Annotated in this window: 24 protein-coding genes; 16 read left to right on the top strand and 8 right to left on the bottom strand. The window is 36.0% G+C overall.

Annotation, left to right across the window (positions count from 1 at the left end; all coding sequences use genetic code 11):
• Positions 1-158: 158 nt before the first annotated feature.
• Positions 159-569, top strand: coding sequence for an acyl-CoA thioesterase (locus BXY82_RS12845; RefSeq protein ID WP_133758575.1), 411 nt, complete (start codon positions 159-161; stop codon positions 567-569).
• Here the strand turns inward: BXY82_RS12845 and BXY82_RS12840 are convergent.
• Genes BXY82_RS12840 through ribD form a run of 4 tightly spaced genes read right to left on the bottom strand, consistent with a single transcriptional unit; the run spans position 566 to position 3,704 of the window.
• The gene (locus BXY82_RS12840; protein WP_133758574.1) at positions 566-1,186 is read right to left on the bottom strand and encodes an IMPACT family protein; all 621 of its coding nucleotides are present in this window, start codon (positions 1,184-1,186) and stop codon (positions 566-568) included. The two genes, BXY82_RS12845 and BXY82_RS12840, sit on opposite strands and share 4 nt — an antisense overlap.
• A 1-nt stretch (position 1,187) precedes the next feature.
• Positions 1,188-2,051 carry an EamA family transporter gene (locus BXY82_RS12835; RefSeq protein WP_133758573.1) on the bottom strand — a complete coding sequence of 288 codons (864 nt, stop codon included), beginning with the start codon at positions 2,049-2,051 and terminating at the stop codon, positions 1,188-1,190.
• Positions 2,048-2,659, bottom strand: a complete 612-nt coding sequence (locus BXY82_RS12830) for an HAD family hydrolase (RefSeq protein ID WP_133758572.1) — start codon at positions 2,657-2,659, stop codon at positions 2,048-2,050. Before BXY82_RS12830 ends, BXY82_RS12835 begins: the two co-directional genes overlap by 4 nt.
• A complete protein-coding gene (ribD, locus tag BXY82_RS12825; protein WP_133758571.1) occupies positions 2,652-3,704 on the bottom strand; it encodes a bifunctional diaminohydroxyphosphoribosylaminopyrimidine deaminase/5-amino-6-(5-phosphoribosylamino)uracil reductase RibD in 1,053 nt (350 codons plus the stop codon). The genes BXY82_RS12830 and ribD overlap by 8 nt, the downstream gene beginning before the upstream one ends.
• 36 nt (positions 3,705-3,740) lie before the next feature.
• Here ribD and BXY82_RS12820 point away from each other — a divergent pair, with 36 nt between their 5' ends.
• Both BXY82_RS12820 and prmC read left to right on the top strand, forming a co-directional pair.
• On the top strand, positions 3,741-4,232 hold the full coding sequence (locus BXY82_RS12820) for a GNAT family N-acetyltransferase (RefSeq protein WP_133758570.1): 492 nt from the start codon (positions 3,741-3,743) through the stop codon (positions 4,230-4,232).
• Complete coding sequence (gene prmC, locus BXY82_RS12815; protein ID WP_133758569.1) at positions 4,232-5,104, top strand: peptide chain release factor N(5)-glutamine methyltransferase; 873 nt, start codon at positions 4,232-4,234, stop codon at positions 5,102-5,104. The genes BXY82_RS12820 and prmC overlap by 1 nt, the downstream gene beginning before the upstream one ends.
• Here prmC and BXY82_RS12810 read toward each other — a convergent pair whose 3' ends face one another.
• Together BXY82_RS12810 and BXY82_RS12805 are read right to left on the bottom strand one after the other, a co-directional pair.
• Positions 5,105-7,582: a beta-mannosidase gene (locus BXY82_RS12810; protein ID WP_133758568.1), complete on the bottom strand. Its 2,478-nt coding sequence runs from the start codon at positions 7,580-7,582 to the stop codon at positions 5,105-5,107.
• Positions 7,575-8,300: a copper homeostasis protein CutC gene (locus BXY82_RS12805; RefSeq protein ID WP_133758567.1), complete on the bottom strand. Its 726-nt coding sequence runs from the start codon at positions 8,298-8,300 to the stop codon at positions 7,575-7,577. Before BXY82_RS12805 ends, BXY82_RS12810 begins: the two co-directional genes overlap by 8 nt.
• A 147-nt stretch (positions 8,301-8,447) precedes the next feature.
• Between BXY82_RS12805 and ligA the strand changes: the two genes are divergently transcribed.
• The 3 genes from ligA (at position 8,448) to BXY82_RS12790 (ending at position 12,378) form a co-directional block, all read left to right on the top strand.
• Positions 8,448-10,442, top strand: coding sequence for an NAD-dependent DNA ligase LigA (gene ligA, locus BXY82_RS12800; RefSeq protein WP_133758566.1), 1,995 nt, complete (start codon positions 8,448-8,450; stop codon positions 10,440-10,442).
• Between the two features lie 175 nt (positions 10,443-10,617).
• The gene (locus BXY82_RS12795; RefSeq protein ID WP_133758565.1) at positions 10,618-11,286 is read left to right on the top strand and encodes a hypothetical protein; all 669 of its coding nucleotides are present in this window, start codon (positions 10,618-10,620) and stop codon (positions 11,284-11,286) included.
• 327 nt (positions 11,287-11,613) lie between these two features.
• A complete protein-coding gene (locus BXY82_RS12790; protein WP_133758564.1) occupies positions 11,614-12,378 on the top strand; it encodes a hypothetical protein in 765 nt (254 codons plus the stop codon).
• Here the strand turns inward: BXY82_RS12790 and BXY82_RS12785 are convergent.
• The gene (locus BXY82_RS12785; RefSeq protein WP_133758563.1) at positions 12,375-13,286 is read right to left on the bottom strand and encodes a bifunctional metallophosphatase/5'-nucleotidase; all 912 of its coding nucleotides are present in this window, start codon (positions 13,284-13,286) and stop codon (positions 12,375-12,377) included. The genes BXY82_RS12790 and BXY82_RS12785 overlap by 4 nt on opposite strands.
• A gap of 29 nt (positions 13,287-13,315) precedes the next feature.
• The gene (locus BXY82_RS12780) at positions 13,316-14,074 is read right to left on the bottom strand and encodes a 5'-nucleotidase C-terminal domain-containing protein (protein WP_133758562.1); all 759 of its coding nucleotides are present in this window, start codon (positions 14,072-14,074) and stop codon (positions 13,316-13,318) included.
• 67 nt (positions 14,075-14,141) lie between these two features.
• Between BXY82_RS12780 and BXY82_RS12775 the strand changes: the two genes are divergently transcribed.
• The 10 genes from BXY82_RS12775 to BXY82_RS12730 all read left to right on the top strand — a co-directional run bounded on the left by BXY82_RS12775 (position 14,142) and on the right by BXY82_RS12730 (position 23,809).
• Complete coding sequence (locus tag BXY82_RS12775; protein WP_133758561.1) at positions 14,142-14,660, top strand: DUF6913 domain-containing protein; 519 nt, start codon at positions 14,142-14,144, stop codon at positions 14,658-14,660.
• The gene (dapA, locus tag BXY82_RS12770; RefSeq protein ID WP_133758560.1) at positions 14,660-15,538 is read left to right on the top strand and encodes a 4-hydroxy-tetrahydrodipicolinate synthase; all 879 of its coding nucleotides are present in this window, start codon (positions 14,660-14,662) and stop codon (positions 15,536-15,538) included. The genes BXY82_RS12775 and dapA overlap by 1 nt, the downstream gene beginning before the upstream one ends.
• Before the next feature lie 211 nt (positions 15,539-15,749).
• Complete coding sequence (locus tag BXY82_RS12765) at positions 15,750-16,565, top strand: outer membrane protein assembly factor BamD (RefSeq protein ID WP_133758674.1); 816 nt, start codon at positions 15,750-15,752, stop codon at positions 16,563-16,565.
• 13 nt (positions 16,566-16,578) lie between these two features.
• Entirely contained in the window at positions 16,579-16,911 is a 333-nt protein-coding gene (locus tag BXY82_RS12760) for a DNA-directed RNA polymerase subunit omega (RefSeq protein ID WP_133758559.1), read from the top strand.
• Positions 16,912-16,916: 5 nt separating this feature from the next.
• Positions 16,917-18,128, top strand: coding sequence for a bifunctional phosphopantothenoylcysteine decarboxylase/phosphopantothenate--cysteine ligase CoaBC (gene coaBC / locus BXY82_RS12755; RefSeq protein ID WP_133758558.1), 1,212 nt, complete (start codon positions 16,917-16,919; stop codon positions 18,126-18,128).
• The gene (gene porD, locus BXY82_RS12750; RefSeq protein ID WP_133758557.1) at positions 18,121-19,008 is read left to right on the top strand and encodes a type IX secretion system protein PorD; all 888 of its coding nucleotides are present in this window, start codon (positions 18,121-18,123) and stop codon (positions 19,006-19,008) included. The genes coaBC and porD overlap by 8 nt, the downstream gene beginning before the upstream one ends.
• Positions 19,009-19,074: 66 nt before the next feature.
• Positions 19,075-20,727: a DNA repair protein RecN gene (gene recN, locus BXY82_RS12745; protein ID WP_133758556.1), complete on the top strand. Its 1,653-nt coding sequence runs from the start codon at positions 19,075-19,077 to the stop codon at positions 20,725-20,727.
• A 154-nt stretch (positions 20,728-20,881) separates the two neighbouring features.
• Positions 20,882-21,697 (top strand): enoyl-ACP reductase FabI, encoded by an 816-nt coding sequence (locus tag BXY82_RS12740; protein ID WP_133758555.1) that lies wholly within the window; start codon positions 20,882-20,884, stop codon positions 21,695-21,697.
• Between the two features lie 146 nt (positions 21,698-21,843).
• On the top strand, positions 21,844-22,851 hold the full coding sequence (locus tag BXY82_RS12735; protein WP_133758554.1) for a glycosyltransferase: 1,008 nt from the start codon (positions 21,844-21,846) through the stop codon (positions 22,849-22,851).
• Positions 22,841-23,809, top strand: coding sequence for a CdaR family protein (locus BXY82_RS12730; protein WP_133758553.1), 969 nt, complete (start codon positions 22,841-22,843; stop codon positions 23,807-23,809). The genes BXY82_RS12735 and BXY82_RS12730 overlap by 11 nt, the downstream gene beginning before the upstream one ends.
• The last annotated feature ends 3 nt before the right edge of the window (positions 23,810-23,812 follow it).

The raw sequence follows: 23,812 nt of genomic DNA, 5'->3' as shown, positions 1-23,812 counted from the left end.
TAGCAAAATGAAGAGAAATTCGTGTTTTCTCTAGAATATTTTCTGAGACAAATATGTGAACAAAATTCTGAAAAAAAAAATCAAATGCTCTTGAATTTACAGTATTTTTTCCCCATGTTTAAATCCCGATGAAAGTACAAAAAATAAATCAAAGAAACATGTCAAAACCTTTATTTTCCGACGAAATACAACTTCGAGTACGTTATGGCGAAACCGACCAGATGGGTATCGTATATTATGGCAATTATGCGCAGTATTTTGAGGTAGGACGCGTGGAATGGTTAAGAAAATTAGGGGTTTCGTATAAGCAGATGGAACAAGATGGTTTGATGCTTCCCGTAATCAAAATGACTGTAGAGTTCAAAAAGCCAGCGCTTTATGACGACTTAATTAAAGTAAAAACCCAATTGGTAAAATTACCTTCTGCAAGTATAGAATTCAACTACGAAATCACCAACCAATCAGGCGAAATTTTAACCTTGGGAAATACAGTTTTAGTGTTCATGGATGTCGAAACAAATAGGCCTACGCGATGTCCAAAGTTTTTAATGGACAAACTTCAAAATTAAGATTCCAGACATTTTACCTGAACTCCGAATATAGACTGGAAAGCCTCAAAAACGGCTTCTGAGTTTTTTAAGCGTACTGAAATAATGATTTTACAATCTAACTCTAAGGTCTGTGATTTAATTTTTAGATTCTTTTCTTTTATGACCCGCATTACTTTGTTCATGTCCTTATACTCAAATTTCAGTTCTATGTCCTGATTAATGGTGCGCCTAACAATTTTTGATTGCTCTAAGGCCATTTGGGCTGTGGTCTTATATGCGGAAATTAACCCGCCAACACCCAGTTTAATGCCGCCAAAATAGCGCACTACTACAATCAGTACATTGGTAACGTCAAATGACTGAATTTGTCCATAAATAGGCATGCCTGCACTGTTGTTAGGTTCGCCATCGTCATTTGCTCTAAATTGATAATTGCGTTCTTCTTTTCCCAATTGATACGCATAACACCAATGTCTTGCGGAATGGTGCTGTTTTTTCAGTTCTTCTATATGAAGCTTTACAACGTCTTCTGAGTGGACTGGAAATGCGTAGCCAAAGAATTTGCTATTTTTCTCCTTAAACAACACTTCCGGTGATGCTTTGGTAATTGTTTTATAGGTGTCTTTTTCTATCATTTCAGGCAAAAGTTACTAAAAATATGGCAATGAGGGCCATTCCAATCCCTATCCAATTCTTCTTGGTCAAATGCTCTTTAAAAACCCAAAGTCCAGTAAGTGTTGACGCCATTACGATGGCAACATTATTTAAGGTAAAAAACGTCGAACTTTCCATATTAGGTAATTGTAGAGACTTGATCACATAATACAAGGATGCATAATTGGTTAAGCCTAAAATGAGGCCTCCCACAATGCTTTTCGCATCCAGTTGAATCTCATTACGGAATTTCTTAATGGCTAAGATGATGAGGCCTATGCTGCCTGCAAAACCGAATACACAAGCTAAGAACAACGGAATGTTATCTTCTGAAATGGCCGTATTCTGAAGGTAGTTAATATAAGTATCACTAATTCCGGAGCCGAAGAAGAGTAACAGCGGTAGTAATAGGTTTTTTTTAAAGTTGATGCTGGTTTTTGATTTTACAGAAACCATATAAACCGATAGCAATGCTAAAATAATTCCGATAATTTTTTGATAACCGACACTTTCTTGATACAAAAATATCCCAAAAACAATGGGAATAATCACACTCATTTTTGAAGCAACTGACACTACTGAAAGCCCGTTCTTTTGAGCCGTCCAGGCCATTAGATTGAAAAGGCCAATAAACATAGCGCCAACAATCACACTGCCATAAAACCATTTGGCTTCAAATACGTCAGCAACCCCTATAGCACTTGTATTGGCGCTTATTCCAAAACCAAAGGCTACCAAATAATTAACTACGATGGTTTGAAAAGTGTTGACCTCAAATTTTTGCAGCAGTTTAAAAATGACTACAATAAGTACGGATGCTGCAACACTGAGAATTAGATATGTCAAAACAACTCGCTTTTGGTTGAGAACAATGAAGTAATGTCGTCAGTTTCCGGGTTGATATGCCAGGTATGGATGCCTAATTTGGCAGCTGAAATGATATTTTCTTCAGTATCATCAATAAACAAGGATTCCTCCGCTTTTAAATTGTTTTCATTTAGAACAAACTCGTAGATGTTAGGGTTTGGTTTGCGCAATTGAATTTCGTGAGACAGGTAGAAGGCGTCAAAATGCGCCTTAAATTCTTCAAAAAAGCCCACATTTTCTTTTATCCAATTGATGTGCAATTCATTGGTATTGCTCAATAAAATTAATTTGTACTTCTTCTCGGAGGCCAATTGTTGTACATATTCCAATCTATGGTTTGGAAAATCTCTTAAGATATAATTCCAAGTGCCCACAATCTCATCTTCATCAAGATGAGGAAAGTTGTCCATATAGAATTCTACAAATTCTTCTGTAGACATTAATCCTTGTTCGTACAGGATGTTTATGGCGTTAATTTCTTCTGATAGCGTGTCCATTCCAAATAAATTGAGAGCCCTTTCCATGGCGCCATTTTTGTCGAGGTTGATAAACACATCACCAAAATCAAAAATTAAATTTTTAATCATTTACAAAAATTTTTAAATTATCGTCTAATATAGTTTCTTCTGATAGTAGTTTACCCATGCATTGTGGCGCTTTAGTTCCTGAGCCAAAAGTTGTAGGACCTGTAAATACGCGCGCTTCATCCCATAAGCCTTCATTTATAAAAGTTTGCAAGGTTTGGCATCCACCTTCAATGATTACGGAATTGATGTCATTGTCAAATAGCACATCGCAAATTTGTTGTGCAATGGTGTTTTTTAAATTCCAATTTATGTGTTTAAATACTGTGTTGCCAGTTTGAACAACTTCGGCAGACTCTTTATCTGAAATTATGATGGTGTGTGCTTGGTTGTCATATATACTCAAATCTTTTGGAATCCTTAACTGCTTGTCCAAAACCACGCGTGTAGGATTTTTACCTGTCCAATCTCTTACCGTTAAACTCGGATTGTCCTCTAAGACGGTATTGGTCCCCACTAAAATAGCGTGTTCTTCAGCGCGCCATTTATGAACCAATTGTCTAGATATAGGATTGGTAATCCAAACTGGTTTCTTTTCACTTTTAGTTTGTGGTGCGATAAAACCATCCGCCGTTTCTGCCCATTTTAAAATGATGTAAGGGCGTTTCTTATTATGAAATGTAAAAAAGCGTTTGTGATGTAATTTTACTTCGTCCTCCAAAACCCCAACAATCACATCGCATCCAGAAAATTTGAGTTTCTCCACACCTTTACCGCCAACTTTACTGTGGGTGTCAATGGTGCCAATTACGACCTTAGGAATATGATATTTTATTATTGCATCAGCGCAGGGTGGTGTTTTACCAAAATGGGAGCAAGGTTCTAAAGTAACATACAGTGTTGCAGATGAGAGTAGCGCTAGATTTTTAACGCTGTTTATAGCATTTACTTCAGCATGAGCGCCTCCATAGGGACTTGTGTAGCCCTCTCCAATTATCTTGTGGTCGTGAACAATAACGCATCCCACCATAGGATTAGGAGCTGTTGTGCCCAAACCATTTTTGCCAATGTCTATGCAGCGTTTTATGTATTTTTCATGTATATTCACTCCCGAAAATTATCGGGACAAAAATAACATAATATCGTGAGCAAAGCAGCTTTCCTTATCAGAGAAATTAAAACGAAAGATGATGCACAGGTTGCAAAGGTTATTCGTACTGTATTGATTGAAATGGGAGTCCCAAAAGTGGGAACTGCTTATGCTGATAAAGCGCTAGATATGATGACAGCTACGTATGCCAAGGATGACAGTGCCTATTTTGTGATACATGGTAACGGCAAAGTTATAGGAGGTGCCGGTGTTGCGCCCCTCCAAAACTTTGAAGGCTCTATTTGTGAGCTGCAAAAAATGTATTTTTTACCCGAGGCTAGAGGTAAGGGGTATGGCGCTAAGATGATGGAAGTGTGCCTAGAAAAGGCGAAATCTCTTGGCTATGAAAAATGCTATTTAGAAACTTTGCCGTATATGAAAGATGCCACAAAACTTTACGCTAAATCTGGTTTCAAGAATTTGGATGGCCCATTAGGAGACACAGGACATTATTCTTGTAATGTTTGGATGATAAAAACTTTATAATGCTATTAAAAACACTACGAGATCATTTTTATGCGTCATTAGAAAACGACTATCCAGAAACAGAAATACAGTCATTTTTTAATTTATTGTCTGAATGTTTTTTAAAACTGAAAGGTTTTGAAGTTCCTTTGAATCTTTACGCGTCCATTTCCGGAAAGAAGTATGATAAGTTTGATAACGCCATTAAGCGACTCAAAAAACATGAGCCTATTCAATACATTATTGGGGCTACAGAATTTTACGGACTTCCGTTTAAGGTTAATGAAAACACATTAATACCTAGACCAGAAACCGAAGAATTGGTGCGATGGGTTACAGAAACAACCGATAGAATGGATGCGATTTCTATTTTGGATATTGGTACGGGAACTGGGTGCATTGCCATCTCCTTGGCAAAACACCATCAAGATGCCACTGTATATGCGATGGATGTTAGTAAAAAGGCATTGGATGTAGCTAAAATAAACGCTAAATTAAACGGGGTTCAAACACAGTTTATGGAGTTTGATATCCTCAATTGGAAACACCATAAGACTGACTTAGCAGTTGACCATTCTTTTTTTGATGTCATTGTTTCAAATCCTCCCTATGTTAGGGAATTGGAAAAGGCAGAGATGGATGCCAACGTATTAAAACATGAACCAGCCTTGGCACTTTATGTGGAAGATGACGATGCGCTTATTTTCTATTCTGCCATTACTGAATTTTCCAACAAGTATCTCAAGAAAAATGGACGACTATTTTTTGAAATCAACCAATATTTAGGAGATGAGATGGTAGCATTACTTAAACAATCAGGATTTGAGAATGTTATACTTAAAAAGGACATGTTTGGGAACGACCGAATGGTATCTGGTGTCAAAAAAACCTAATTATAAATTTTCTTCAACATCAATAAAATCATTAAGTGTTTTAATTTTTAAATCTTTCAGGGTTGTTGCGTCAGTTTTGAAATCAATCTGATGGATTTGGTTTGGGAGTAGATCGAAAAAATTGTCGCTAAAATGTCCTTGTTCCGAGGTGTGCAAAAACACTCCTTTCTGCAGGGTTTTCGAAGTCATTTCTACGGTAAAACCTGATTCTGTCTTAGTAATTCGCTTCTTGATTTCCTCCTTCTTTAATTTTAAGTTTTTAGGGCTTTCTAAATAATAATAGGAAGTTTCATTATTAAATGAGGACACAATAATAATGCTGCTATAATCAAATTCTAAGTGTTTTAAATCTAAAACATGTTTCACTTCACTGCTATTTTTTGCAACATCAATAGTGCTCTTTTTCGACCATAATTCATGCCCGTTAAAATCTTTAATTTGTATATGCAGTTCACCTTGTAAAGGATGAGGCATGTCATTGATGACGTAAGTTTTTAAGGTATCGTTTTGAGTGTGAGAAGAAATCAATACATTTTTGAATGCTTTCTTCGTAAAATAATGTAGGGCTTTCCAATTGCCAAAATGGTCAAGGCTTGACCAAGATACGGAGGGCCAAACGTCATTGAGCTGCCAATATAAAGTACCCATGGTATAGGGTCTAGCGCGCCTGTGCGCCTCAAGTCCTTTGGTCATTCCGTAAGCTTGTAACAACTGACTCATGTAAACATAATCTTCGGGCTGATTAGGAACAGGAAAGTCACGCTGCATGTATTCCTTTATCAATTCAAAACCACGATTATGTTTTTGATGGGACATAAACCCGATAGATGACATGCTAATCGCTTCCGATTGATTTATATAGCGCATCACTTCATGGCTTGGAAAACCTTGAAATCCAAATTCGCTCATAAACCGCGGTACGTTTTCTTCCAGATGTTCAAACGGATAGCCACTGTGCCAAAGCCACCAATCGTGGGCGTCTCCTTCTGTTTTATATAACGGGTTCAGGCGTCCGTATTTTGGCGAGCTCTCCCAATAATCAGTGTTTGTGTGTGATTTTACAATATTAGGAAGCAGGGTGTCAAAAACCTTCAAATAATTGTCCCAAATTTCAGTTTTCTCTTCGGCTGAACGTCCTCGTTGCCAGCCCCAATTATGCCAAGCCTCATTAATTTCGTTATTTCCACACCATAGCGCAATAGAAACATGGTTGCGCAGGCGTTTTACATTGTCTATCGCTTCTTGTTTTAGATTTTCTAAAAATTCCGTGTCACCGGGATACATGGCGCAAGCAAACATGAAATCTTGCCAAACTAAAATGCCTTTTTCATCGCAAAGATCATAAAACAAATCGTCCTCATATATGCCGCCACCCCAAACTCGAAGCATGTTCATATTGGCATCAACCACGTTCTGGATGAGTTGTTCATAATGGGCAGGTGATACCTGATCTTGTAAACTGTGTTGCGGAATATAATTAGAACCTTTCATGAAAACGTCTACACCATTCACTTTAAAATAAAATGATTGACCGATGCTGTCTTTTTCGGTAATAAGTTCAATGGTTCGGATACCTTTTTTTATAGAAATAGTATCAAGTACGGTTCTGTTTTTTTTAGCGATGATTTTAATATCATACAAATAAGGTGTGCCTATGTTGTGTGGCCACCATAAGGTTGGGTTTTCAATTTGAAAGTTTATTTCAGAAGGGTTTGTTGTTAAAACTTCAGCGTTCAGGGTGTCATTAATGTAAATTTCGTACGAAATAGGGTCTTGAAGGGTTGAAGAAACTTCTAAATCGACTCGAAAAGTAGCAAGGTCCTCTGAAAGTTCAGTTTGTTCAATATACGCATTACGAATTTTAAAATCATTCCAAGAAGAAAGAGTTATAGGTCTCCAGATTCCAGAGGTGTTGAGTACGGGTCCCCAATCCCAGCCATATTGAAATTGAGCCTTTCTGGTAAATATACGATTGCCTTCTGGGAGTTCATAGGGTAATTTGGCTTTTGCCAAGGTTTCATAAGTTGACGTTTTTTCAAATATGATGTGTAAATAATTATCCTTTCTCAGCAATTTAGTGACGTCTATTTTAAATGTCCGAAAAGCGTTATTCGATTTCAGAATGATACTGTCATTTAAATAGACCGTAGCGTAGGTGTCCAGACCTTCAAAAGTAAGTTCAACATGTTTTTTACTTAATGTTGCATTATCAAGTTGGAATTCTGTACGGTATTCCCAGTCCGTATCTGAAATCCACTGTAATTCCAAAGCATTGCTGCCTATAAATGGATCTTTAATAAAATTATTTCTCAAAAGGTCAGAATGGATATTTCCCGGTACACTCGCTTTGGACCAAGTAGAATCCGTATAGTTTTTAAACTGCCAATTGTTAACTAAGGCAATGGTGTCTGGCATATCCTTATGCTGACATCCACAACATAATACTACAAGGGCAATAAAAAATAAACGGTTAATCATTGATTCGTTGCAATATGGAAATCATTACTTCAGGATTGGAAGCCATTTCTTGCCCATCATTTAAAAGTTTTTGAGTGTTCATTGGCAGTGGTGGGCTGGTTGGTACATCTGGCGAAAGTACGGCAGAACAATGTACTTCTGAGAATCCGGCGCCTTTAAAAATTAATACATTATTTGGGTTAATTCCTGATCCTGGTAAAATAATCAGCTTGCCCTGCGCCAATTTCTGCAATTGATTTAAGATTAAAATACCTTTTTCAGCTGAACTACACTGGCCTGAAGTGAGGATGCGATCCACCTTTAAATCAATCAGTGTATCCAAGGCTTCAAACGGGTTTGGCGTCCAATCAAATGCGCGATGAAAGGTAAACTTCATTGGTCTTGCTAATGCTATGAGTTCTTTTGTGCGGTCTATATCAATACTGTTGTCGGGATTTAAAACCCCAGAAACGATACCTTGACAGCCCAATTCTTTGCACAATTGAATATCCTGTTTCATTATTCCAAAATCTGCTTCGGAATAATTAAAATCACCACTTCGAGGTCTGATAAGTACAAATACAGGAATTGTAAGTTTCTGCATAACCTGTTTTAGTAATCCATAAGAGGGGGTAACACCTCCAACGGCTAATTCAGAACACAATTCAATACGGTGCGCACCGGCCGCCTCTGCATTGATGGCTGATTGGTAATTGGAGGCGCAAATTTCGAGGATCATAGACTTTTTTAAATTATAAGATGATAGAGTGGCTTGTGCAAAATTACTAATAAAAACTACAAGGCATACTATGGTTCTGAAAGCCATTTTAGTATCTTAGAGGTCTCAAATTTGATTCAAAAAAACAACTCAATTTTCAATTCTTTCATGGATATTCAACAGCAAATTTTGCAGCTTCGAGATGAACTCAATCAGCATAATTACAATTATTATGTCTTAGACCAGCCTGTGATAAGTGATTATGATTTCGATTTAAAATTGAAAGAATTACAAGCATTAGAAGACGCGCATCCTGAGTTTGCTGATGCATATTCGCCAACAAAACGAGTGGGTGGAGAGATTACCAAAAACTTTAATACAGTTGTTCATGAACACCGCATGTATTCATTGGATAATTCCTATTCTAAAGAAGATTTGTTGGATTGGGAAGCCCGTGTTAAAAAGGTAATTGATGGCAAGGTTCAGTTTGTATGCGAACTCAAATATGATGGTGCATCAATTAGTTTAACCTATATAAATGGTGTTTTAAATAGGGCAGTGACTCGAGGTGATGGCGTTCAGGGCGATGACGTAACGGCAAATATTAAGACCATACGTTCAGTGCCCTTACGATTGCAAGGCGATTATCCCCCTAAATTTGATATAAGAGGAGAAATAGTATTGCCTTTTGAAGGTTTTCATAAAATGAATGAAGACCGTATTGAAATAGGAGAAGAGCCTTATCGGAATCCAAGAAACACGGCCTCTGGGAGTCTGAAACTTCAAGACAGTGCTGAGGTTGCAAAACGTCCATTGGAATGTTTGTTATATAATATTACCGGCAGTAATTTAAATATTGCCACACAGTTTGAAAGTTTGGAGAAGGCGCGCTCTTGGGGATTTAAAGTACCTAAAGCTGCGATTTTAGCTCATACTATTGATGAAGTTATAGAATTTATTGAGTATTGGGATGTTCATAGACACAACCTCCCTTATGAGACTGATGGTGTGGTTGTTAAGATTAATGACTTACATCAGCAAGATGAATTGGGTTATACAGCCAAGGCGCCCCGATGGGCAATCGCTTATAAGTTTAAAGCTGAGCAGGTATCTACACGACTCAACGAAATTACGTACCAAGTGGGGCGTACAGGGGCCATCACACCTGTAGCAAACTTAGAACCTGTTGAATTAGCTGGTACTACTGTAAAACGGGCCTCTCTTCATAACGCTGATCAAATTGAGAAATTGGATGTTAGAAAGGGCGATGAGGTGTTTGTGGAAAAAGGGGGAGAAATCATCCCAAAAATTATTGCGGTAGATTTGAGTAAACGGCCCGAGAATTCAAGACCCACTCATTATATTGAAAATTGTCCCGAATGTGGTACGGCACTAGTTAGAAATTTGGGTGAAGCACAGCACTACTGTCCCAATTATAATGGTTGTCAACCACAAATAATAGGACGTATTCAGCATTTCATTTCAAGAAAAGCGATGGATATAGAGGGACTTGGAGGAGAAACTGTGGCATTACTGGTAAAGGAAGATTTAATTAGGGATTATTCTGATTTATATACACTTACTAAGGAACAAGTAATTCCCTTAGAACGTATGGCTGAAAAAAGTGCAGATAACTTGATAAATGGAATATCAGCATCTAAAGCGGTTCCTTTTGAACGGGTATTGTATGCTTTAGGCATCCGGTATGTGGGTGAAACTGTTGCCAAAAAATTAGCAAAACATTATAAGAATATTGACAGTTTAAGACAGGCAACGACACTTGAGTTAATAACTGTGGATGAAATTGGAATTCGGATAGCTGAAAGTGTCGTTGATTTTTTCGCATCCGAAAAGAACATAAGAATTATTGAGCGCCTAAAGGTATATGGAGTACAGTTAGAAATTTCATCTGAGCAACTCGTTGGCCAAACAACTATTTTAGAAGGGCAAGCTTTTGTAGTTTCCGGCGTGTTTGAATCCATTTCTAGGGATGAATTGAAGAAACGGATAGAAGATAATGGTGGAAAAGTTTCTAGTTCCATTTCCTCTAAAACCAATTATGTAATTGCGGGAGACAATATGGGGCCGAGCAAAAGAGCTAAGGCAGAACAGCTTAACATCCCTATAATTTCAGAATCCGATTTTTTTAAATTATTACAGTAATTACTTACATAATTGATGATTTTATCGATTAAGTGTCTATCTTTTCGGTTTATATGTAAAATTTTATATATTTGTCCTTGTTTATTTGAATAATCAAGCAGTATTTATGATTATAAAAAGAATTTTATCAAGCGTTTTAATTGCGCTGTCCCTACTATTTGTAGCTTTTCAAATTATGCAATTAGAAGTAGGAGCTGCTGGTTTAAGGGTATCGTTATTGATTCTTCTTAACGTGTTATATTATTATTACGTTAATTACAAACGCCCACTTTTTTTATCCTTTCTAGTGACCTTCTGTGTCGCTGAAATAATAAACTTCGTGAGTTTGCTATTTCCAGAAATGCGTGCCGTACAAATAGATTATCTCTATTATACCGTCAACTCCTTATATATCCTGTCTTATGTATTTTTAATATTGTTGATGTTAAGAACAATGGACTTTTTTGAAATTATTAAAAAATTCCCATTCCATATTTTTATTATGATAGTATTGGATGTGTTTTTCGTAGTGATAGTTACAGATACAGCGCTTCACAGACTTTCTTATGCACAATATTTTATGGAATTTTTATACAATGCCGTAGTCATGATTTTATTGACGGTGGCTTTAATCAACTATTTGCACAAAGATGATTTAAAATCCATCAATTTGCTTATTGGTTCCATTTTTATAGTGTTTTCTGAAGTTATACAATTGGCTTATTTTTATATTACTGATATTAATATTCTAAACGTATGTTGTTCTCTGTTTCTTGTTATAGCATTTTGGTTTTTCTACCAGCAATCAAGATTAGGTTATGAAAAACATGATAGAGGTCCTATTTACCAAGACTTGATCTCCTAATACCAACAAAAATTCCTGAGATTATACCGAGCTAGGTATCGAAATGGTAAAGTATTTACTCATAACTTTCATATGCTCTAGACTATAATTGTTTCCTCAATAAATTAATTTATTGGCATTCTTTCTTTAAGGCAATCTTCAACATTTAACTTTTAAAGCTTACCAAACTCACATCAGTTACAAGTTAGAATTTGCAGTGTGTTGCCCAAATTAGATTTAACATTTTATCTTTAAAATTTAACATTTTATTCGATGAAACGCATAATAATGGCGATAAAGTTCAGTTTTTTTGTTATATTTGTAGGACCTACTTAACCCAAATCTACCATGGAAAGATGGCATGCCTTATTCTCAAATTGGGCAATAATTACGTTGCTCACTATTATTGTAATCTGCAATTTCCTTGCATATTTCTATAATGTGTTACCATTATCCAATGCGATAGCCTTACTATTAATTCCTGCGCTACTCACATTATACTTTTACAGACAACGATTTATGGCGAATGTTTTTTTCTCCATATTTCTACTCTATTTTTTAGGTATTATATTTCAGGTGTTTGATAATTTTGCCCTATCAACTAAACTATCTGAGTCATTCCTATTAGGCACATATTTAATGATGATCTTTGTGTTATTGGGAAGTTTAAAACACATTAAATTTGAGGGCGTAGTATCTTGGTATCTTATTATCGTGCTATTGGTTAATGCCTATCTTATGTATGCTATGTTTTCCAATGTCCAGGATAATTTTATGGACAGTGTCATTTTAACCTTAGCGGTATGTAAAGGCATTGCTTTGTTAATAATGGGATTTGTAGCTTTTGCCGTCAACTTAAGTCAGGAAACGTCACAATCTATACTATTCCTGTCTATTGTTTGCTGTTTTGTGTTTGCTGATGTTTTAAGCTTTACCACAACGGTATATGTTCAGTTTTGGTTGTTTGAGAGCTTCCATAATATACTACAAGGACTTGGTTTGTTCATGCTTTGTATATACGTGTTTAACCACCAACAACTTTCTAAAGATGAGTTTTTAAAAGAACGCAGAAAATCGCTCAATAATTCTAACCATCTAACCATTCAAAGTTAGATTAAAATTGATGTGCCTTCGGCCGATTTGTTCTTAGCACGATCAAAATAGAAATCAATTTTACCGAGATTAATTCCAAAACAACCCACCTGATTTACCAGAACGTTTTTGCCAATGCTGTTTTTAACTATGGTTGGCTTTGGAAGAAAGGTATGGGTGTGGCCACCAATAAATAGATCAATATCCTTACTTTGCTTTGCCAATGAAAGATCACTTGGCTTCTGATCGTTGTTTCTATAATTATATCCTAAATGCGACAGGCAAATTATTAAATCACATTTTTCATTTTCCTTTAATAATCGCGACATGTCTTGGGCAATTTCAAGAGGGTCAAGATAAACCGTTTCTTTATACATTTGTTTATCAACTAGACCTGCAAGTTCAATTCCTAAGCCAAAAACGCCTATTTTAATACCGTTTTTCACAAAAGTCTTATAGGGTTTAGAATGGCTGTCCATTATCGTATTTGAGAAATCATAATTGGCACTTACAAAATCAAATTTAGCGTGCGGTAATTGGGCATAGAGGCCGTCCAATCCATTATCAAAATCATGATTGCCTATGGTGGCAGCGTCATATTTAAGCATGCTCATAAGTTTAAATTCCAATTCGCCACCATAGTAGTTAAAATATGGCGTGCCTTGAAAAATGTCGCCTGCATCCAATAATAAGGTATGCGGATTTTCAGATCTGATGCTTTCTATTAGAGTAGCCCGTCTTGCAACACCACCTTGGTTAGGGTTTCGTCCATTTTCTGGTCCGAAGGCGTCTATATGACTATGCACATCATTGGTATGTAAAATAGTAATCTTTTTAGGAGGACTAGTAAATGATTGCAGACCTATTCCTCCCAAACCTATCAAAGCGGAAGCAGCAGTTGTTTGCTGAATAAATTCTCTTCTTTTCATAATTTTACATTTTACTTACAATATGGGAGCTAATCGTTTAACTGTATAAATCGGTCGTCGGCCACAGGATTTATAGTGTCAGTTTTCATAAAATAATCAATGAGTGCGTTTCTAATCTTGTAGTCTAAAATAATGACCTCTTCACTACCTTTAAAAAAGTCCATGCCATCGCCACCATTAATGAGGTAATCATTAGTGGCAATATAATAGGTTTTATTGAAATCTATAGGCGTGTTATTCACAGTACTTTTTACCACCCTGGCATCTTTATCCAAAACTATTTTTAATTTAGAAATAGGATGTGCGCGTTTGGCTTTAGATAGATACTCCAATAATTCTTGGATCTGTGCACCTGGTAATTTTGAAACAACAATTGAATTCTCAAAAGGCATAATTTCATAAGCGGTTCTTTTTGTAATTGGTCCTTTAGAAATAATAGAGCGGATGCCACCATGATTCAACAATACAAAGTCAATGTGTTCTCCTGTTTTCTTAAAAAACACAGGGTCAGCTTCTTGAAGAACCACATCTGCCATAAGATTTCCAATAGCGGTATTTAAATGGCCGTCAGTTTTAGAATAAGTGTCCACGGCATAACCTAAAACGCTATCCAAATCTTTCGTAATGTGTTCTCTGTACGGCTTAATGAAGCTTTCGATGCTGGCGTCAGCTTGTAGACTATCATTAATATTTACATTTTTAGCTTCAATTTTGAATATATCAGTTGGTGTTTTACAGGAGACGCTTAATAGAAGTCCCAAAACCAATAAAAAGTTTTTAAATTTCATTGAATAACTTGTCAAATGATTATAGATAAATGTAGCGTGTTTAGTACCTTTGTGAAAACAAAAGTAAATGATTTTAAAGGCATTTAGGACAAAATCCATTCAAAAATACACCAACAGACTGTTAAATTCTAAGAACGTTGCAATTAGCGATAAAAAATTGGAATCAGTAGGGGTTATCCTTGATGCACGCGAGTTTTCTGACGCTGAAGCATTTAAAAATTATTTTAATGAATTGGGGGTGCAATTGCCCAAAATTAAAATCATCATTTTTGTTGAGGATGAGAAAAAGACTGAAAAATTGTGGGGTAATTATTTCAGCAAAAAGGATTTTGGTTGGAATGGAGGCATTAAACATGCTGAACTTCAATCTTTTTTAGATACCAAATTTGACGCCTTAATCAGTTTCTATAACAATGATGCTTTAGAATTAAAATTGACTACTGCAGTATCTAAAGCAAATTTCAGAATTGGACTTTCAAATGTTGATGACAGACTCTATGATTTTATTCTGGATGTCACTACACACCAGTTTGATTTATTTAAAACAGAACTACAAAAGTACTTAACCATATTAAATAAAATATAATGACAAAATTTCTTGGAACCGGTGTAGCCTTGATTACACCGTTCAATTCTGATTTGAGTATTGATCATGATGCGCTTGCTACAATTGTTAATTACAATATTGACAATGGTACAGAGTATTTGGTCATTTGTGGAACCACTGCAGAAAGTGTGACGCTCTCGAAACAGGAAAAGAAAGATGTGACAGCAACTATAAAGAATGCTACCAATGGAAGGGTTCCGTTGGTTCTTGGTATTGGAGGCAGTAATACTGGAGCTATTATTGAAGAAATTGAAACGACAGATTTTGACGGGATAGATGCCATCCTATCAGTAGCCCCATATTACACGAAACCAACACAAGAAGGAATTTACCAACATTTTAAAGCTATTGCAGCTGTATCACCTAAACCTATCATATTGTATAACGTGCCAGGGAGAACGATGGTTAATATGTTGCCAACTACAACCTTACGCTTAGCCAATGATTTTAAAAATATTATCGGAATTAAAGAAGCAGGAAATAATATAGGACAGTATTTGCAACTTTTAAAAGCTAAACCTGAAGACTTTTTAATTATTTCAGGCGATGATGATTTGGCTTTAGGCGTAGTCCTGGCTGGTGGTGCAGGTGTTATCTCGGTATTAGGGCAAGCTTTTCCTAAAGATTTTTCACATATGATCCGCCTAGGATTACAAGGAAATGCCAAGGAAGCCTATCCAATTCATTTTAAATTCATGGAGGTTACGTCCCAAATATTTGAGGAAAACAATCCAGCAGGTATTAAAGCGGTGTTTGAGGCGCTAAACTTATCCAGAGATACAGTGAGGTTGCCGCTAGTTGTCGCTTCTGATGCACTGAAATTAAAAATTAAGAAAAGTGTTGCACAACTTAATTAGTACGAGAAACGTTAAATTATACTTAAACGTCCGGCTTGCGTGAATTCAACCCTTATTTTAGCTTAAATTTTTTTGTTTTATTATACGTTATAAATGTGTACTTTTGCATTCTGTTTAAAAATGTCGAAGTACCGTTGAAACATAATTCTATTTTATGAACACATTGAATCAGGTAGTACATTTTAAAAATACAGATAAGCACATTTATTGGATGAAGAACATTTGTTATATTTTATTGATCACAGTATTATTTTCCTCATGTAGCGAATATCAAAAGGCCTTGAAATCTGAAGATATTGCCACAAAATTTAAAATGGGTACCGAATTATATGATGCTGGAAAATATGGCAAAGCCAACAGATTATTTGCACAAATCGTTCCGCAATACAGAGGAAAACCACAAGCTGAGAAGTTGATATATATGTACTCGAACTCATTTTACAACATGAGGGATTATTATCTTGCAGGATATCACTTTGAGCGTTTTGAAAGTCAATATCCCAAAAGTGAGAAGGCTGAAGAAGCTTTGTTTTTAGCGGCTAAAAGCTTTTACAAACTGTCTCCGGTTTATAGTAAAGAGCAAAAAGAAACTAAAGTTGCAATTGAAAAATTGCAATTGTTTATTAATAAATACCCAGATTCTGAGTACCTGCCAGAAGCAAATTCATTAATTAAGGAATTGGATTATAAATTGGAAAAGAAAGCTTTTGAAATTGCCAAGCTTTACAATCAAATTGCCAATTTTGAATCTGAAGATTACGAAGCGTCCATTAAGGCTTTCGATAATTTTCTAGTAGAATACCCAGGAACAAGTTTTCGAGAAGATGCAATGTATTACCGATTTGATTCTGCTTTTAAATTAGGAATCAACAGTGTTGAATACAAGCGTAAAGAGCGTTTGGATATTGCCGCAAAATATTACAACGCTTTTAACAAAGCATATCCAGAATCTAAGTACAGCGCTGAAGCTGAAAAAATGAATAAAGAATTGCAGGCAGCAATTCAAACCTATAATACACAAAGTTAATTTTATATATACGATGGATTTAAAAAAGACAAATGCTCCAGTAAGTTCTATAACTTACAACCGTAATGAAATTGATGCGCCAACCGGAAACATCTATGAGGCCATCTCTGTCATCTCAAGAAGAGCGGAACAAATCAATACAGACATCCGTAGAGAACTTGTTGATAAGTTGGAAGAATTCGCAACTTACAATGATAGCCTTGAAGAAATCTTTGAAAACAAAGAACAAATTGAAGTGTCTAAATTTTATGAAAAATTGCCAAAACCGCACGCGCTTGCTGTGCAAGAATGGTTAGATGATAAAATCTATTTCAGAAATACTGAAGACGACATTACAGAAGCATAATTAAGATGTCAATTTTAAGCGGCAAACATATACTCCTAGGCATTAGTGCCGGTATTGCTGCTTATAAAACAGCAAACCTAGTTAGGTTATTTATAAAAGCAGGCGCACACGTAAAGGTTGTGATGACGCCTGCTTCTAAAGACTTCATTACACCTTTAACACTTTCTACCTTATCTAAAAACCCTGTTTTCTCTTCATTTGTCAATGACGATGATGAAAATGGTACCTGGAATAACCACGTCGAATTGGGGTTATGGGCGGATCTTTTTGTGATTGCACCAGCTACTGCAAATACTATGGCTAAAATGGCCAATGGGGTGTGCGATAATTTGTTGATGGCCACTTATCTATCCGCTAAATGCCCGGTGTATTTTGCGCCTGCAATGGACTTGGATATGTATAAACATCAGAGTACTAAATCATCTTTTGACATTCTTAAAAGTTTTGGAAATACCATGATCCCTGCTACCAGTGGCGAACTGGCAAGTGGATTGGTAGGAGAGGGCCGTATGGCAGAGCCTGAAGATATAGTCTCTTTTATTGAGCAAGACGTTTTAGATCAATTACCGCTTAAAGGAAAAACAGTTCTAATTACTGCAGGTCCAACTTTTGAAGCTATTGATCCCGTCCGTTTTATAGGGAATCATTCTAGTGGAAAAATGGGATTCGAAATTGCCAAGGCGTCCGCTAATTTAGGAGCTGAGGTTATTTTAGTTTCGGGACCATCACACGAAACCGTGTCACACAGTCTTATAAAAGTCATTAAAGTGGTGAGCGCCGCACAAATGTATGCTGCGGTGCATGAGCATTTCGAGTATGTAGATATTGCTATTCTTTCGGCAGCAGTAGCAGATTATAGACCGAAGCATGTGTCTGATATAAAAATTAAGAAACAGGCGGACTCATTCACTATTGAAATGGAGAAAACCCAAGACATACTCAAATCCTTAGGGCAGATTAAGAAACATCAATTTCTGGTTGGTTTTGCATTGGAAACTAATAACGAATTGGAAAATGCAAAAGGAAAATTAAAAGCGAAGAATTTAAATTTAATTGTATTAAATTCGTTAAATGATGATGGCGCTGGTTTTGGAGGGGCCACAAATAAGGTTACATTTATAACTGACGGACAAGACATCATTGAGCACGACTTAAAATCTAAAGAAGACGTCGCTGCAGATTTAATGAATCAAATTATAAAGCAAATCCATGCATAAATTTCTTTGTATATTCTTTTTGTGCTGCACTTCATTCATGTTTTCGCAAGAATTGAATTGTAATTTGGTGGTTAATGCGCAACAAACAGGTAATGAAAATGTGCAGGTTTTTAAAACCTTAGAACGTCAATTAACAGAGTTTATCAATAATACGCAATGGACTAATAAAACGTATGGTCCACAAGAGCGTATTGATTGCAGTATGGTGATTAATGTGGTAGATTATAACAGTGATTCGTTTCAGGCTACCATTCAGGTGCAGTCGTCAAGACCTGTTTTTAACTCTTCGTACAATACACCAGTATACAACTTTAACGATAGGAATTTTACGTTTCAATATTTAGAGTTTCAAAATCTCGTGTATAATCCCACACAATTTGAATCTAACCTCGTGTCCGTTTTGGCATATCATGTTTTTATGATTTTAGGATTGGACGCAGACACCTTCGAGCTGAATGGTGGCGATCCATATTACAAACAGGCGCAAACCATTACCAATTATTCTCAACAAGGTAATTTTAAAGGGTGGAAATTGGAAGATGGCCAGCAATCAAGGTTTGCCCTGATTGATAATGTGCTCTCTCCAACCTTCAAGGAATTTAGAACGGTGATGTATAACTACCATCGAAAAGGATTGGATGTCATGGCCGAGAATGATAAAAAAGCAAAAGAAACTATTGCTGATGTTTTTGATGATTTGTCAACAATGAACAGTAGACGACCAAATTCTTTTTTAATGCGTGTATTTTTTGATGCCAAAGCCAATGAAATTCTTGATATTTTCAGTGATGGCCCAAAAGTCAACATTACAGACGTTAAAGATATTCTTAATAAGGTAGCGCCTATGCACGCTGCAAAATGGCGCGAAATTAAATTCTAGTCTAAGTGATTAGCTCAGATTGCCGTCATATTTTATTTCTATATTAGCAAAATTCAAATCCTAACAATGCTTACAGCTCTCTCTATAAAAAACTATGCGTTAATTGACAGCCTTCAAGTCAACTTCAACAACGGATTGACCATTATCACAGGAGAGACAGGTGCAGGTAAATCAATTCTATTAGGAGGATTATCTCTTATTTTAGGCAAACGTGCGGATTTGAGTAGTGTCAAAAATCCATCAGAAAAATGTGTTATTGAGGCTACCTTTGATATCTCCAACTACAATCTAAAAGCACTATTCAAAACAGAAGATTTAGATTATGAACCGCAAACCATCATCCGTAGAGAAATATTGCCATCTGGAAAATCGAGAGCATTTGTTAATGATACCCCAGTAAATTTAGATAGTTTGCAAGTGTTAGGAGCACAGTTGCTGGATATCCATTCGCAGCATCAAACCTTACAATTAACCAATGACGATTTCCAATTTCAGGTTATAGATGCTCTAGCTAACAATGCTGCGGTTTTACAAGATTACGTTAGACAGTTACAGACTTTCAAGCGGGTAAAATCTGAACTGAAAAAATTTCAAAACCAAAAGATTGAAGCTGCAAAAGAATTGGATTATAATTTGTTTCTATTAAAAGAATTAGAAGATGCCAATTTGGTTGAAGGTGAATTGGAAGCTTTGGAGGAAGAATATGAAACCTTAAATAATATTGAAGAAATAGGTGAGCGCCTTACAGCCACTCACGAACTATTGGGAAATACAGAAATAGGTGTATTGACACAGCTGACAGAAGTTAAAAATCAATTGTCCAAACTGGCGCCCTATGCTGCTGATTACAAATCTGTTTCTGATCGGATTGGTAGCAGTTTAATTGAACTAGACGATATTTTTGCTGAAATAGAAGCTCTTCAGGACACTCTTGAGGCTGATCCAAATCGATTGAACAGTGTGAATGCAAAATTGCAGATCATTAACAATTTGTTGCAGAAACATGCTGTTGCAGAGGTGGCTGATCTGATTCAAATTAAGAATGCGCTTAAAGAAAATGTTGCGGTAACAGAAAATTTGGACGCAGTTATTGAAGATAAGGAGCATGAAATGTTGACTGTTGAAAACCAACTCAATACGTTGGCATTGCAATTACATACAAATAGAGAAAAAGCTATTCCTGGGTTGGTCAAACAGTTGGAAGTGCTTTTAGATACCTTAGGGATGCCTAATGCCCGCTTTAATGTTGAGTTAAATAGGTCAGATTCTTTTTTAAGTAACGGTAAAGATGAGTTGAAATTTTTATTCTCTGCTAATAAAGGTGGACAATTAAATGAACTGAAAAAAGCAGCCTCCGGTGGCGAGTTGTCTCGAATAATGTTGGCCATAAAATCTATTTTAACCAATTACACCCAACTTCCAACCATTATGTTTGATGAAATTGACACTGGTGTATCTGGCGAAATTTCAAATAAAATGGCGTCCATTATGCAACAAATGAGTACGACCATGCAAGTGTTTACGATTACACATTTGCCTCAAATTGCAGCTAAAGGAGACACACATTTTAAAGTGTTTAAAGAAGATATTGATGAAGTGACCCAAACGCAGTTAAAACGTTTAAATCCTGACGAGCGCGTAGTAGAGATTGCTCAAATGTTAGGAGGCTTAAATATGTCGACTTCGGCCATTGAACATGCCAAACAATTACTGAATTAATATTTTCGGTAAAAGTCGTATCCAAAGGGCATTTTGAGGGGAGGAAGCAATCAATTAATTGAAGATTTACAAATCAAAAGAGAGCGATACGTTTAAAGTTTTATTAACTTTGACTTCTCAATTGCTTAGCATTACTTAAAAAACATTTAAAAACATGGCATACAATTTATTAAAAGGAAAACGAGGAATTATTTTTGGAGCGTTGGATGAGAATTCAATTGCTTGGAAAACTGCAGAACGCGTTCATGAAGAAGGCGGTACTTTTGTCTTAACAAACGCACCAATTGCTATGCGTATGGGACAAATTGACGAATTGGCAAAGAAAACCGGTTCCCAAATCATTCCTGCAGATGCTACTTCTTTAGAGGATTTGGAGAATTTAGTTGCTAAGTCTACAGAAATTTTAGGCGGTAAGATTGATTTTGTGCTACATTCCATTGGAATGTCTGTTAACGTGAGAAAAGGCAAGCACTATACTGACCAAAATTATGATTGGACGCAAAAAGGGACTGATGTTTCTGCAATGTCTTTTCATAAGGTGATGCAAACCCTTTATAAAGCAGATGCTATGAATGAGTGGGGTAGTATCGTGGCGTTAACGTATATGGCGGCGCAACGTGTATTTCCTGATTATAACGATATGGCTGATAATAAAGCATACTTAGAAAGTATAGCGCGTAGTTTCGGTTATTTCTTCGGAAAGGATAAAAAGGTAAGAGTCAATACCATCTCTCAATCACCAACACCTACAACGGCTGGTCAAGGTGTTAAAGGGTTTGATGGGTTTATAGCGTATGCTGAAAAGATGTCTCCATTAGGCAACGCTACAGCTTTAGATTGCGCAAATTATACGGTGACTTTATTTAGTGACCTTACAAAACGAGTAACACTTCAAAACTTGTTTAATGATGGAGGTTTCAGCAATATGGGTGTAAGTAATGAGGTCATGGAGGCTTTTGTAAAAGAATAATTTTAATTCGAAATCAAACATAACTATTAAGCCCTTTCAAATATTTGAAAGGGTTTTTTATTTGTAAGGCGATGCTTCCATATTTTTAGATTTGAAAGCATGCAATTGGATAAAATTTGTGATTTGATTCGTTACCTTTGTATGTTATGGAGCCCTTACATTTTTCATTTATTATTCCTGTTTACAATAGACCTGACGAAATTGGTGAGCTTTTGGAAAGCTTTGGCAAATTAAAAGGCGATTTTAACTATAGTATATGTATTGTAGAGGATGGTTCCACAATTCCGTCATATGACATTATCAAACAGTATGGTCAGTTAGACATTTCCTACTATGTTAAGGAAAATTCTGGGCCTGGCGATTCTCGCAATTACGGTATGTCTCGAGCCTCTGGAAATTATTTTATAATCTTGGATTCTGATGTGTTACTTCCTGAAGATTACTTGCAGATTGTTCATGCTAGTTTAACTGAAACTTATACAGATTGCTACGGTGGACCAGATGCCGCACACGCTTCATTTTCAAAGTTGCAGAAAGCTATTAATTTTGCAATGACCTCATTTATTACGACTGGTGGTATACGCGGAGGGAAGGAGTCTAAAAAGTTTCAACCGCGTAGTTTCAATATGGGGCTGTCAAAAAAGGCATTTGAAGCGTCGGGAGGCTTTGGGTCTATTCATCCAGGTGAAGATCCTGACCTTGCATTACGCTTGACAAAGTTGGGCTTTAAAACGCAACTTATTAAAAACGCCTATGTCTATCATAAAAGAAGAATTTCTTGGCGTAAATTTTATCAGCAAGTTTATAAATTTGGTTTGGTTAGACCAATATTAAATTTGTGGCACCCTACCTCAGAACGGCTTGTGTTTTGGCTTCCAACCTTATTTTCGCTTGGCTTTGTGCTCGGCATAATTTTACTTGTTTTTAATATGGAATGGTTGATGTACATTTATATATTATATATTCTTGTTGCGTTTATAGTTGCCCTTGCTAGTTCAAAAAGCCTGATTATAGCAGGATTGTCTGTAATGGCAATATTTATTCAGTTTTTTGGTTATGGTTATGGGTTCCTTAAATCGACCGTAGCTATAAAATTTTTAAAAGTAGATCCCCGAAAAAGGTTCCCTAAATTGTTTTTCAAACATGTTCAATAAACTTAAGGCTCAGCTCTCTAAATCTTTAAAAAGTCGAAAATTAAATGTTTTCGGAGCTTTTTTGGTATTATCTTTTTGTTTTTGGGCGTTGACAAAATTGTCTAAAAGTTATACTGAGACCATTGCATTTGAGATTATTTACAAAAATGTTCCAGAACAGCATCATGTAGAAATTGACAGTAGCAAAAAAGTGAAGGTAGGCGTTAAGGCTTATGGGTTCAATCTACTTAAATATTCATTTTTTAAACCCACTTTTCAGATAGATTTTAAATCTGACGTATCCCTTAAAAATAACATGTATATCTGGAATGCTAAGCAAAATGTAGCTAAGATAAATGCTAAGTTTAAAAACTCAGTAGATGTGCTGTCCATTCAGCCCGATACTTTGCGCTTTCCGTATCAATCTTTAGCGGTTAAAAAGGTTCCGGTTAAAACAAATATTTCAATTGCTTACACACCAGGATACGATATGTCCTCTAAATTAAAAATAACTCCGGATTCCGTCCGTATAATAGGTTCGAAAAAAATAATCGCAAATATTGACGAGGTCACGACCAAAAAAGTGGACCTAAAAAATATCAAGTCTGATATAAAAAATGTGATACAAATTGAAATGACAGAAGCTCTCAAACAGTTAAAAATATCTGATAAAACCGTGACTGTAACAGGGCATGTTGAGAAATTTACTGAGGGTACTTTTAATGTTCCTGTTACGATAATTAATTTGCCGGCCGATACTAATATCAATTTCTTCCCTAAAACCATTCCGGTGGCTTACAATGTTAGTTTAAATAATTATAAGATGGTAAAGCCTTCAGATTTTAGGGTTGAATGTAATTATAAGGATATTGATAATACTGAAAAATCATTTTTAATCCCCAAATTGGTCAAAGTGCCTGAAATTGTTAAAAGTGCCCGCCTAAAACAGCATAAAGTGGAATTTATTTTAATGCAATGAGAT

The sequence above is a fragment of the Gelidibacter sediminis genome, from assembly GCF_004364975.1.
GTDB lineage: Bacteria > Bacteroidota > Bacteroidia > Flavobacteriales > Flavobacteriaceae > Gelidibacter > Gelidibacter sediminis.
The sequence above is the reverse complement of the archived record's forward strand: the minus strand, read 5'-3'. Positions and strand labels throughout refer to the sequence as shown.